Consider the following 12,785-nt stretch of genomic DNA (forward strand, 5'->3'; position numbering starts at 1 on the left):
ATCCATTATGTCATGACATATAGAATTCAATTTCTGTCTCACCGGTAAGTTTCTCCTGCGGAATATAATTACCCGGAAGTTCTTCTCCATTTACATAGAGTTTTTTACATCCGGCTTCCACATGTCCCGGATTCTTCACAGTGATATGGAGATGACATCCACGGAAATCCTTGCTTATCTCAAACTTCTCCCATTCTTTTGGAATCGATGGTGCTATACGTAAGCCATAGAAATCCGGACGCATGCCAAGAATTCCTTCTACACATCCTACCATCACAGTAGATGCTGTTCCTGTCAGCCAGTGCACATGAGATCGTCCGAAATTCGGGCTTGCTTTTCCTTCTGTAAACTGTCCATAGCAGTATGGCTCCAGCTGTCTGATCTCAGCCCTGTCATTCTGCGCTGCCGGAGCATTCTCCAGGAAATAATTAAATGCACGCTCACCATGTCCGCAAAGTGCTTCTGCCAGAATGAGCCATCCCTGTGACTGTGAAAAGATTCCCGCATTTTCCTTTGTTCCTGCATTGTAGATAACCGCAAGTGCTCCGTCGAAAGCATTTGCATGATATGGAGGATCCATAAGGATTGCACCGTATTCTGTATTCAATCTTTCATAAACCATTTGAAGAGCCAGATCTGCCTGCCGCTCTGTTGCAAGGCCGCTGATCACAGCCCAGCTCTGTGGATTCAGCCACATGTTTGCCTCCGGGTCAGTTCTCTTTCCGATAACCTCTCCCCGCTCCGTAAACCCACGGATAAAACGATCTTCATTCCAACAGAGTTCCTGGATCAATTTTCCAAGCTGCTCTTGTTTTTCTTCCAGGTATTTTATATATTTTTCATCTTTTTTGTATTTTGCAAACTCTTTCAGGATAGTCATTGCATAATAGAACTGTAATGCAACGAAAGTAGATTCCCCATCCTTTCCAAGTCTCAGACAATCATTCCAGTCTGCATAAAGTCCGGCCGGCATTCCATGTCTGCCAAGATGGTTCATGGAGAAGTCAATAGCTCTTTTCAGATGCTCGTATACAGTTCCTTCATCCTTGTTTGCAAACGGGATCACTTCATCGATGAATGCAAAATTTCCTGTCTCTGAAATATATTTGTATACAGTAGGGAACAGCCAGAGTGCATCATCTGCGCGGTATGCCGGATGACCGGTTTCCTGTACATAGGATGCATCATCCGGTGTATCCTCATGTCCCGGATTATGTGTGAATTTCACAAGTGGAAGACCGCCGCCGTTATCTACCTGTGCTGACAACATGAAACGGATCTTATCCAGTGCCATTTGGGGTGCAAGATGGATCACACCCTGGATATCCTGTACAGTATCACGGTATCCATATCCGTTACGAAGTCCGCAATAAGTAAAAGATGCTGCACGTGACCAGATAAATGTCATAAAACAGTTATATGCGTTCCATGTATTGATCATGGTATCGAATTCCGGACTTGGTGTTCTGATCTGAAAATGTGCAAGCTGTCCGTGCCAGTAACTGATCAGTTCTTCAAGCTCCACCGCGCATGTTTTTTCACAGTCTGCATAATGTGCTATAATCTCCGCTGCTTCATTATCCTCCTTCATTCCTGCCAGAAAAGCCATTTCCCGACTTTCTCCCGGTTCCAGAGTAATTACAGCTGAAAGAGCTCCACAGCTGTTTTCATTATAATTTCCCTCATTACATAATACACCAGCTTCAACCCCTGCTGGATTGTTGTATCCGTGATATCTTCCAAGGAATTTTTCCCTGTCACCACACCAGGAAGAAACCTTCTCTCCAGCCAGGCCGAAAAATCGGTTGAACACGTTCTTGTTATCAACCTCTTCCCCATCCTTAAGGCCGTCCAGATTCGCATGGATCATCTGACGTACACGATCTCCACAGAATACTGTTCTTGTAATATACTGGGAATACTGCAGATTCACCTGATCCTGTTCATAATTGCTGTTATTTGTAAACTCTGCATATCCAGTCACACTGATCTCACGTTTTCTGTCTGAGCAGTTGGTAACTTTCAGATTCCATACCTCGTAGGACTGCCCAAGCGGTACATAGTATCTCACCTCTGAATGTATCTCGCTGTAATCTGCCATCATTTTAGTATAGGCTGTGCCATGATGACATTCACTTTTATACTCACTGAGATCTTTGCCAACCGGCTGCCAGGATGCTGACCAATAATCTTTTGTGTCATTATCCCTGAGATAAATATATCTTCCCGGCTGATCAAACTGATTAAAAATATATCTCAGGATTCTGCCGTTCGCCCCGGATTTTGCAAAGCTGTATCCCCCTGCATTATTGGAAACGATTGCTCCGTATTCCGGCGATCCCAAATAATTCACCCACGGAGCAGGTGTGTCCGGCCTGGTAATCACATATTCCTTTTTTTCTTCATCAAAATACCCATATCTCATGCCATACAATCTCCTGTTCTGTATATTTTCCGTAACATTGTCTGCTGTTACCTATTTTCTACACTATAACTGATATGCAGATAGCAATATACAAAATAAAAGATTAAAATATCAGATTCATGACATAAGATATGGATATAATTCTTTACAATTCTTCCTCCGTGATCACCAGCTTCATGGCCCAGGCCGGGATATCCACATCCTCAGGCTCCTGCTCCATAAATACAAATGCTGTCCGGTATGGCGGCATCTTTGCCGGAAAAAGCCCGTATCCGTCTGTAAAATACACCAGGCCCTTAAGATTTTCAAACTCACGTTTTTCCATCAGCTCTTCCACATAAGCAAAAGCCGGACGGAAATCTGTACCTCCATCACCGTAAAGTTCCAGGCTGTTCATATACTCCTGCAATTCCTCTGCACCGGTGATCTTTACATCCGAATGCACCTTCTCATCACACTGGATAATGTGTATATTTACCTTCTGGAAAAAATTCCCGCTGTCGCTTAAGATCCCATAGGTTTCCTCCAGAAATCTCTGTACCAGTTCTCCTGAACAGGACATGGAGGTATCGATCACAATGACAAATTCCGAAACTTTTTTCACTTCTCTGGTTTCCAGGGGTTCGATCAGCGGCATATTCCCGTAAAGGGAAAGCCCGTAGGTATAAAAATTATAATCAAAGCTGTCCGGATCCACAGTCAGTTCTTCCCGAAATACTGCAAACTTCCGCAGAAATTCCCGATAATCATATCGTTCCCGGTTCTCTATTTTCAGCTGGTCCAGAAAATCTCCGTCCTGCTCTCCTGACTCTCTGGAAAAAGTCCCTAGGTCTGTTTCGATCCCATCGCTGATATCTCCCCATTTTTTACTCATCAGGGGATTGGGTTTCCGGTCGGGCTGCTGGTTTGCCCAGTATTTATGGTCGTCCACGTAGAACTCTTTTTCAAGCTGTGCCAGTTCTTTTTCCTTCAGAAATTCTTCTTTCAGAATCTTGTAGATTCTCTCTGCATTCAGCGTCTTCTTTTCCTTTTCCAGAAGACGGTAGTTTTCCCTCCGGAGAAGACTTCTGGAATATCGGACTGAGCGGTGATAGATCCCGTCGATCATATGCTCCACTGCAATATCGCAGCTTAAATTCCACAAACGCGTCTCTATTCCCGGCTTCCCAAAGTGCCGGAAAATGCAGTGAAATACCATATGGAGATATCCTCGATTCACAAGAATCCTGTTTTCTTTATAAAGCCCGCCAAGCTGTGCCGGATGGAAGTACATCACAGCCCCGTCTGTTCCAAACGGACTGACCGAACCATCCATCTGATAAATAAAGCTGCTCAGCGCCACATCCAGAAAACGCATGCCAAGATACAGCTCGTCTCTTGCCGCCCGGAGGATGCTGCTGCCGATGTCTTGGAGACGCTGGGCTGCCTCCTGGGAATTGGATCCCTGACCGGGCAGGAAGTTATTTTTATTGTTTTCAGTTGTTTCTATATCACTCATAACTGAAACTTCTTTCTCCTTTTAACAGGGCACCTCTCATTTTCTGTCTCCCCGGCCACCTTCTGCTCTTCCTTCTGCATCCGGCTGCGTTCATTCATCAGAAATGCGGAAATCTCCATATCCTTCTTCCCGGACGCCACATCAATACTATGTTCCAGGCCCTCTCTGTTCCAGAGTTTTTCCCGAGAAAGCAGCTCCAGACCATTTAAGCTTCCGCTTTCCACCAGAAATTCCCCGATATCCTTAAGATTTCCCCGGATATAATCCTCATACTGCTTCTTCGCCTTTTTACTCAGTTGCCACGGATGACAAAGTCGTCCGAAGCTCATATCAACCAGAACCTCCAACTTATCCATTACCACTGCCATATCAAACAGGCTGTCATACTCTGCGAAATCCAGTTCTTTGCTGTAGAAGCATTGCCGGTAATTGGTCCCTGAGCCATGATACTCCGTAAACAGAATTCTCGCAGGCGTATTCTCCACCGCCTCATCATAATGCTCCGGAAAAACCATATGCGCACGTTTTCCACCTGCCTCACCATTTTCATACAGAAAATCCACATCAATCTTCTGCCATAATTCCCCAAGAATCTCCTTCGCACAGGATTTGATTCCCTTTTTTTGATGGATCACAAGCTCCTTCAGCCCGCTGCAGCCCGTAAACGCCCCGGTTCCCACCTGCATCAGCGTATCCGAAAATTCCAGCCGTTCCAGTTTTTTGCATCCATAAAAAATATATCTTCCGATTTCCTTCAGCGTATCCGGGAAAACGATCTCCTGCACTTCCTCCCCGGCAAGAAGTCTCTCTTCTCCGAACGAAATTACATCTTCGCTCTCCCAGGTTTCTGCATCTTCTTCTCCGTCCTTGTGTGCGGAAAACGCATACGGCGCCGCACTGACTACCGGAAGGCCATTGATCTCTTCCGGCAGCACGATCCGGTCATCGGTACCATAACACCGAACGATCTCTATTGCATTATTTTTAATTCTGTAATGTATTTTCATCGTACACTTTCTTCCCTATGTCACAATAATAAAAATTTCTGTTTCCTATTGTAGACTTATTCCAAACAAAAAACAACCCATCGGACCACTGATGGCAAGTCAGTATCCTGCGGGTTGTTCGTTTCTTTTATCATAAGGTTGGAGGAATTGCTATATTTTTATCGGTCTATACTTTGAGTTTTTTCTCTTCAGGATTTAAAGTTTCCTGTAAACTTCCATACCATATCCGGCTGTTCCGGAAGATAGGTAACGTTAGGTCTCCAGGTCGCGATCACGGTATCTTTAGAATTGACCCAGAAGGAATACTCTTCCCTGTAGGAAGTGTTGAGCAGTCCCACAGACAGATATAACGTTTCCTGATCCATTCCATAAGCAATGCTGTGATATCTCTTTGTAAAATCATCCGGATAAAGATCGTTCTGTTTCCAGCTCTTAAATCCTGCATAAGCAATCTTTTTCTCACCCTGGACTATCATTTCCAGACGCAGTTTACATCCTTCCGGAATGATCTTTGCACTTTCAATGTTTCTCGGATTTTCTGTAAAAATAATCTCCCGGTTAAATAATCCACTGAGTTCTTTTTCCGCAGTTTTCAGTCTGCCTTCCGGCTGTGGCAGAGAAAGGCTTTTTATTTTTGCTTCCAGATATTTCTCTCCTTCTTCCCGTTTTTCTTCCGGGCAAGGTATGGAAACTGCTTCCTTCATATATTTAAGGCAGATATCTGCCGCAAGATATTCTCTCGCACCTGCGGTAATGCCAATAGCAACCGGAAGTTCCCGGAAGCACACCAAATACTGTCCAAATGCTCCTTCTGCCGCAAAGATCTCTTTTCCTGCTTTGATGTGATATGCATAATGAGTCAGTGCTTTTTTCTCATCTCCGGGAATTACGACTCTTGACTGTCCCATCTCTTCGATCCACCACTGTGGCACCAGCTGCTCACCCTTCCAGTTTCCTTTCTGGAGAAGGAGCTGTGCCAGTGTGGAAATCTGATCTGCGGTCAGATACATGCCCCAGCCGCCGGTATTATGTCCCTCAGGACTTGTAAGCCAGTTGATCTTTCCAAAACCAAGTTTGTCAAAAACACGTTTCTGCATAATGGACAGACAGTTTTCACCCATAACTTTGGTCACGATCCTGGAAAGTGTATAGCTGCATCCGGAATCATAATGAAAAACTTTTCCGATATCTTCTTTCAGCTTAGGCTGTCCAAGCCAGTTCTTCTCCCAGTCTTTTTCCAGTCTGGAAAACCATACATTATTACAGCATTCCGGGGAACCGGCCTGCATGGTAAGAAGATCATATACGGTAATATTTTCCAGGGCTTCATCATATTCATCCGGAAGATCTTCTCTCACATAATCCAGAAATTTATCCTCCAGATGAAGTTTTCCCTCATCCACCGCAAATCCAACACAGATACTTGTTCCGATCTTTGATAAAGAATGCAGCATCTGCGGCTCTTCCATTGAGAAAGGTGCCCAGGCTCCTTCAACAACTTTTTCTCCTTTATACCGTACAGAAATACTGTGTAATTCTACGGTGTTCTCAAGTTCCTCAAGCATTTTTGCCAGCTTGAACGGATTTAATTCATTCATTTTTTTCCTCCTCTGCAGGCTGCCATATGGATGTCTCGATACGGATTCCACCTTTTCTGGTGAGATATACACCAATCAGGATCAATGCAACCATAACTATAACAGCAGATACTGCATATACAAGTTTAATACTGAAAATTCCTTTTATAAAAATAATCGTGTAAATGATGATACTGATGGTACAGAATACGTAAAGTCCTGCACTGGAAAGGTGAAATTTGTTCTTCTTCCAGGTATCCGGATATTTCTTCGGAAGACGTGAAATTGCATACACAACTGTAACATTCATAAAAAATGTGATCACCTGGAAAATATTTGTGATCGTCACGATACTCATATCAAAAATGATCGGAAGCAACACTACGATCAGTGTGTAGGTATAGATCAGGTACGGTGCTCCGAAACGGTTTTCCTTCAGAATTCCTTTCGGCAGCCATCCATCCTTGGCAGCCTGAGCGATCGGATATCGTACATCATTAAATACACCATTCAAAGTAGTGATAATTGCCATGATCGGTCCGCCGATCATAAAAAGTTTATACACAATACCAGGAAGGATCTCCTGTGCTGCCGGAAGGATTGTTTCCACACCTGCAACCTCATCGTGAGGAAGCACCCCACCTGTAACCATCGCAAGGCCCACATAAATAAAAAGCAGACATGGCACGCAGGACATTGCCGCAAACGGAACATCTTTCGTTGCTCTTTTCGCGTCTTTACCATACCACAGAACATTGTAGTAACCATTTGCGGAATTGATAAGAAGAAGTGCCGCCAGCATAAAGCCTTTAAAGCCGCCGGTAAACATCTTATCTCCTGAAAAATCAAAGATCGGCTGTCTGATCTGTGTAAGTCCGAAAACAACATACAGAACCATTGTGATCAGAAGAACCGTTGATAATATCTTGCTTACCTTTGCAAAAATATCCATTCCCAGAAGATTCAGAACAAACAGGATAACAACACCTGCGATTGCCAGTGCTTTCACTGTAATTCCCGGGAGGAGATTATTCAAATACAATCCCAGTGCCAACGCAAAAGAACTGTTGAGGATCGGCGTTACCAGTTTCGTATAAGCTACCAGACCTCCGGTGCTGACTCCGGAAAGGTTCGTTACGATGGAATACGGGCCTCCTGCCACGCGCATGGTCCCACCAAGAATAATATACGGAAAAACCATAAAGAATCCCATGACAATCGCTGTCAGATAAGCAAGCCATACAGAATAACCGGTATAAGCCATTGCCGGTCCGATCAGAGTTACCATTCCGGAGCCGATTACCATTCCTACTGCGATCGCAAAAAGATCACCACGCTCAAGTATACCCGGTTTCGGTTCCGGCTTGTTCACAATTATGTTCTTGTCGTTCATTTCATTGCGCCTTTCTTTACTTTTTATTTTTTATTTTTTATATTGTATACATAAAGAATAGTGAAAAACGCCGTAACTGTCAATAACAATTAACAATTTCGGCGTTTTGTAAAAATTATCTGTTCTGTTTTTGTATACTTTTACAGAAAAATGGTAATTTCTACAGCCTAATTATACCGTTGCACAAAGTTCTCACAACTGCTTTTTATATGTTTCTGCATACGCAGATAACATTCCATAGCATCACCTTTTCGAATACTTTCTACAATTTCCTCATGCTCTTTCAGAGATTTTCTTACGTACTCTTCTTCATTTACCAGTACGCCTCTAGACAGTCCGTTCCACAGTTCTGACAGCATATTTTTAAGTTTATCATTTCCTGCTGCTGTCCATAATTCCATGTGCAAAGTCTGATTGAGACTTGAATAACTTTCAAAATCACCTTTTTCTATCTCTTCTCTGGAAACCTTGAGGATCTGATCAATCCTCTGAAGATCGATCTTATTTTCACAACACAAAACACAGGCTTCACTTTCCAGTGCCGCCCGCACCTGAAAATGTTCGCGGATCGTTTTTTCATTCACTCCAAGAACTACTGCACGTTTATTTCGCTCCAGTTCCAGAAGTCCATCTCTTGCCAGAATCTGAAAGGCTTCTCTTGTAGGTGTAATGGACACTCCAAGTTCCTGCGCAGTACTTTCCAGTGTCAGAATTTCCCCCGCCGGAATTTTTTTTGAAAGAATTGCCTCTCTGAGATTCGCCGCAATCTTTTCTCTTATGGGTAAAGTCTTTATTGGTTTAAGTCCCAGCATGTATATACTCCTGTTCTTATAGATCTTTTTTATTTAGATGAATATTAACAGTATTCTATTCTAGCGTATTTTTACTGTATTGTAAATTACCATTAAGACAGGTACCCACATTCTTGCAGGAGACTTAATTGACTTACACATTTTATAAATACTGGCTGAACTCCACCTTCTCCTTATTCGGGCCTTCAATAGTAAAAAATTTCACACCATTCTCCCAGAACGGCAGAAAATGCACCTCGTCATTGGTGGTATTCAGTCCTGCTGCTGTCACCAACTCGTGGACTTTCTCCACATCCTTCACATCAATGGCAACATGGTCAATGGCGCCGGATTCCATTTTTGCTGCTTTGTTCTCGTAAGTCTCGATCACAAGATTTCCAAGCTTCAGGAAAGCAACCTTCTCATTGGCAGCCTCGTTCACCGTCTGGAAAGCGATCTTAAATCCCAGTGCCTCATAAAATTTAATGGTTGTCTCAATATCATTGGTTGGCACACCTACGTGCTGAACTCCGTTCATCTGATCTTTTAAATTCATTTCAAAACCTCATCCTTTCATAAATCTGACATACTCATAAACACAATCGCTTCGCGATTTAGATTCAACTCTGCTACAGTTTTATGAATACGATCACTTTGCAATTCTGCGTTCCACCTGTGCAAGCTCCGGCATTGCCGGGATCGCACCTTTTTTCTCCACGCAGAGACTGGCCACTGCATTGCCGAAACGGGCAAATTCCTTCAGATCCTCCTGGGTCAGCTCGTCCAGATGTTTCTCTGCTGTGCTGACTTTGTACAGGAAACCGCCCCAGAAAGAATCTCCGGCTCCGTTCGTGTCTGCGATCTGTTTCACTGCAAATCCTGGTACCATACAGCCGCCATCCTTGCCGTAAAGATATGCTCCTTCGCCGCCAAGTGTAACTGCCACAACTTTCACGCCCTGGCTGTACAGTGCTTCTGCTGCTTCCCGGACATCCTTATGATCTGTCAGAAGTTCTGTCTCTTCATCCGAAATCTTCATAAGATCCACATAGGAAACCAGGCTTCTCATATGCTTCTTCGCTGTCTTTTCATCCAGCCACAGAGATGCACGGTAATTGGGATCGTAAGAAATCACGCTGCCCTTGTTTTTTGCTCTTTTTACCGCATAAAACGTGGTATCTCTTGCAGGCTGATCCGTCAGGGACAGGGATCCAACATGAAAAATATGGGTATGATCCAGCACATCCACATCCACTTCTTCCTTCTGGATCTTCGTATCCGCTCCCGGTTTTCTTGCAAAAGAGAAAGTCCTCTCTCCAGTCTCGCTGACTTCCACAAAAGCCAGTGTAGTAAAATAATTTTCGTCTAGGAGCATACCCTTGGTATCCACGCTTTCTTTCTCAAGAACAGATTTCAGGAACTTTCCGTGCATATCTTTTCCTGCTTTACCGATAAATGCAGTATGAGCTCCCAGTCTGCTTGCTGCAACTGCAACATTGGCTGGTGCACCGCCCGGATTTCTGGCATACAGCATCTGTCCATCCTCATTGATATCCTGAGATGTAAAATCGATCAGGATCTCACCAAAGGTTGTGTGATATCATAGATGGATCTTTTCACAGCATCTCCTGTGTCCACAATAAGGTTCTGATCAAGCAGCTGAAAAAGGATCTTCTCGCATTCTTTCTCATTATCTGTATGTATATGAAGCTCTCCCTCGTCAAACTCAGGCATACTTAAGACACCAAGCATAGACTTCGCATTTACAACATAACGGCCATAACATAATTCTACATCATAGGGGATGGATTCTGCAATACTTACCAGCTTTCTTGCATTCTGCATTGTGCCTAAAATTACTTTTACTATCATTTTTGTCTACTCTCCTATGCAAAATACTTACATAAACCTTTCTCGTAACCCTGGTTTTATTTTACATATTTATGAATAGTCGCCTTTACAGCTCCAGATCCTGTGATCATCTCACGGAACATATCCTCGATCTTCTCTCCGACACCATCTTTATAAAGGTCTGTGAAGAACAGTCTCTCATTGGAAAGGATCGGCTTCAGCTGATCCTTGAAGGTTTCCGGTTTTCCGATCACGATATCGCTAAGCTGCTCTGTGATCTCCTCATTCATCGGGTCCGGTGCAAGCTCAAATTTGTTTCCTTCGTCATCTACAGCCAGCATGTATCTCAGCCATCCTGCGATTCCAAGCGGGATTGCTGTCAGTCTGGAAGCATCTCCAAATTTCTTCACATATGCTTTTACAGTCTCACCGAAACGGATACCTACCATCTGGGACACATCTACAGCCAGACGAAGGTTGGTATCTCCAAGATACTCATTCGGGAAACGGTCATTAAAGAGTTCATCCACAAATGCCTGCGGGGAAAGGATTCCAGGATCTGCAACTACCGGAAGTCCCTCGTCATAAGCAACCATACGGGCCATTTTCATCATATCTTCGTTCGTGTTCAGCATATGTGCAAACAGATCATAGCCAAGTACCACACCAAGAGGGCCGGTTGCGGAATGTACAGGATTCAGGCATACGGTTACTTTCATTCTCTCGGAAAGATTGACGGTATTTCTGTCCGCCATATATACGCCGAAGCCTTTTTCCAGAGCAGGGCGTCCGTTAGGGAAGCTGTCCTCGATAACAAGATACTGTGGCTTCTCAGCATTAACAAATGGTGCTATGTATGTCTTCTTTCCTGTGATCACCGGCTGCATGTCTTCAACGCCAAGCTTCTCAAGGTCTGCTGCGATCTGCTCGCTTGGACGAGGTGTGATCTTGTCGATCATGGTCCACGGGAATGCAACCACCTTCTCGTCCGTTACATAATCTACGAAGCCATCATCTACGAAGCCCGCTTTATGCCATTCCTCTGTCATAGTCAGCACGGACTCACGAAGCTTGGCGCCGTTCTGTGAGCAGTTGTCCATGGATACCAGGGCGATCGGATATTTCCCTGCTTTATATCTCTCATTCAGCATAGCCACAAGAACTGCCATTGCTCCCGTTGCCTTATCCGGTCCGTTCTTAATATCTGCTTCCACAAACGGGAACCATGTTCCGTCTGCTTTCTGGAGTGCATAACCCTTTTCTGTGATAGTGAAGGAAACCAGCTGCAGGGATTTAGCCGCAAAAATTTCTTTCAGGCGGTCCCATTGTCCAGCATCAGATGACTGTGCTTTCACTGCTTCTGCAAGCGCCCCAAGAACTTTGTATTCACGGGTTCCATCACCGTGGAGAATGACATTTAAGCCAAGGTTGTCATATGGCGCGTAAATCTTATCTACTACATCATAATCAAAGGTCTCTACACATGTGATGCCTCTGTCAAGAACTCCCCCTTCCAGAAGACCATCTGCAATACCTCCGATAAATACACGGAAGATATTTCCGATTCCGAAATGTACCCAGCCTGGCTCCTTCTTCGCTTTCTCAGTAACTGCCTCTACATCGTATCCTGGAAGATTGATGCCTGCTTTCTCCCATGCTTCACGCTCTTTGATTCCTTCTCTTGTTAATTTCATGATAGAACCTCCTTTTTTTCGTTCATTTCGTTATTTATGTCTTTTACTTATGTTTATGTCTTAACTGTAAGTAGAGTATAAAACTTTCCTTTTTAAAAATCTATTGGCAAAGCGTCTAATTTTACTCTTATTTTTTTGTTTACTTTTACCCGTTCTCCCCTACATTGCATTTCCCGCAAATTTATACTAAAATACATTTAACAAATGTAGCAAGAATTCTCTCACCTCTTCAGGTGGTGAGATGAATTGCACATCGGAGCATGTCTGCTCAAAAAAATCTCTATAGTATAAAAGAAACACTTGTTCTCCCTTCCCTGATGTAGTATACTGAAAAGAACAATTAGTTCATAAATACATATCCGTTGATATAAGAAAAAGGATGATAAATATAATGGAGTTAGACCATGAAAGATGCATTCTGGGGTCAGATATTCTGTCTGCTCAGTGCAGGCGGAGCAACGATTGAAACGATACGGCAGTATATAGAAAGCCAGGGTGAGAAGAATGAACCGCGCCGTAAAAATAAGGATCTATCCAAATAAAGAGCAG

Annotated in this window: 11 protein-coding genes and 1 pseudogene; 2 read left to right on the forward strand and 10 right to left on the reverse strand. The window is 43.7% G+C overall.

Annotated elements, in window-relative coordinates:
• Window positions 1-10: 10 nt before the first annotated feature.
• From NE671_RS14155 to NE671_RS14200, 10 genes are all read right to left on the reverse strand, one after another.
• Window positions 11-2,425: a GH36-type glycosyl hydrolase domain-containing protein gene (locus NE671_RS14155; protein ID WP_015526176.1), complete on the reverse strand. Its 2,415-nt coding sequence runs from the start codon at window positions 2,423-2,425 to the stop codon at window positions 11-13.
• Window positions 2,426-2,570: 145 nt separating this feature from the next.
• A complete protein-coding gene (locus NE671_RS14160; RefSeq protein ID WP_256164111.1) occupies window positions 2,571-3,923 on the reverse strand; it encodes a vWA domain-containing protein in 1,353 nt (450 codons plus the stop codon).
• The gene (locus NE671_RS14165; RefSeq protein WP_173740590.1) at window positions 3,920-4,930 is read right to left on the reverse strand and encodes a leucine-rich repeat protein; all 1,011 of its coding nucleotides are present in this window, start codon (window positions 4,928-4,930) and stop codon (window positions 3,920-3,922) included. Before NE671_RS14165 ends, NE671_RS14160 begins: the two co-directional genes overlap by 4 nt.
• A 188-nt stretch (window positions 4,931-5,118) precedes the next feature.
• Window positions 5,119-6,528 carry a serine hydrolase domain-containing protein gene (locus NE671_RS14170; RefSeq protein WP_015526178.1) on the reverse strand — a complete coding sequence of 470 codons (1,410 nt, stop codon included), beginning with the start codon at window positions 6,526-6,528 and terminating at the stop codon, window positions 5,119-5,121.
• Window positions 6,521-7,900: an APC family permease gene (locus NE671_RS14175; protein ID WP_173740588.1), complete on the reverse strand. Its 1,380-nt coding sequence runs from the start codon at window positions 7,898-7,900 to the stop codon at window positions 6,521-6,523. The genes NE671_RS14170 and NE671_RS14175 overlap by 8 nt, the downstream gene beginning before the upstream one ends.
• A 167-nt stretch (window positions 7,901-8,067) precedes the next feature.
• The gene (locus NE671_RS14180) at window positions 8,068-8,712 is read right to left on the reverse strand and encodes a GntR family transcriptional regulator (RefSeq protein ID WP_059086720.1); all 645 of its coding nucleotides are present in this window, start codon (window positions 8,710-8,712) and stop codon (window positions 8,068-8,070) included.
• Window positions 8,713-8,854: 142 nt separating this feature from the next.
• On the reverse strand, window positions 8,855-9,247 hold the full coding sequence (locus NE671_RS14185) for a VOC family protein (protein WP_015526181.1): 393 nt from the start codon (window positions 9,245-9,247) through the stop codon (window positions 8,855-8,857).
• Window positions 9,248-9,340: 93 nt separating this feature from the next.
• Window positions 9,341-10,225, reverse strand: a complete 885-nt coding sequence (locus NE671_RS14190) for a carbohydrate kinase family protein (protein ID WP_244095969.1) — start codon at window positions 10,223-10,225, stop codon at window positions 9,341-9,343.
• A 38-nt stretch (window positions 10,226-10,263) separates the two neighbouring features.
• Window positions 10,264-10,563 carry an HPr family phosphocarrier protein gene (locus tag NE671_RS14195; protein ID WP_244095968.1) on the reverse strand — a complete coding sequence of 100 codons (300 nt, stop codon included), beginning with the start codon at window positions 10,561-10,563 and terminating at the stop codon, window positions 10,264-10,266.
• A 56-nt stretch (window positions 10,564-10,619) separates the two neighbouring features.
• Window positions 10,620-12,236, reverse strand: coding sequence for a mannitol dehydrogenase family protein (locus NE671_RS14200; RefSeq protein ID WP_173740587.1), 1,617 nt, complete (start codon window positions 12,234-12,236; stop codon window positions 10,620-10,622).
• A 407-nt stretch (window positions 12,237-12,643) separates the two neighbouring features.
• On the opposite strand from NE671_RS14200, the pseudogene NE671_RS14205 reads away from it, so the two are divergent.
• A pseudogene (locus tag NE671_RS14205) lies at window positions 12,644-12,745 on the forward strand (transposase); the annotation flags it as partial.
• Window positions 12,741-12,785: helix-turn-helix domain-containing protein (locus NE671_RS16220; RefSeq protein WP_420314114.1), on the forward strand; the 45-nt coding region annotated here is incomplete at its 3' end. The pseudogene NE671_RS14205 and the gene NE671_RS16220, both read left to right, overlap by 5 nt.

The organism is Blautia sp. DFI.9.10 (assembly GCF_024461705.1).
Lineage (GTDB): Bacteria > Bacillota > Clostridia > Lachnospirales > Lachnospiraceae > Blautia_A > Blautia_A fusiformis.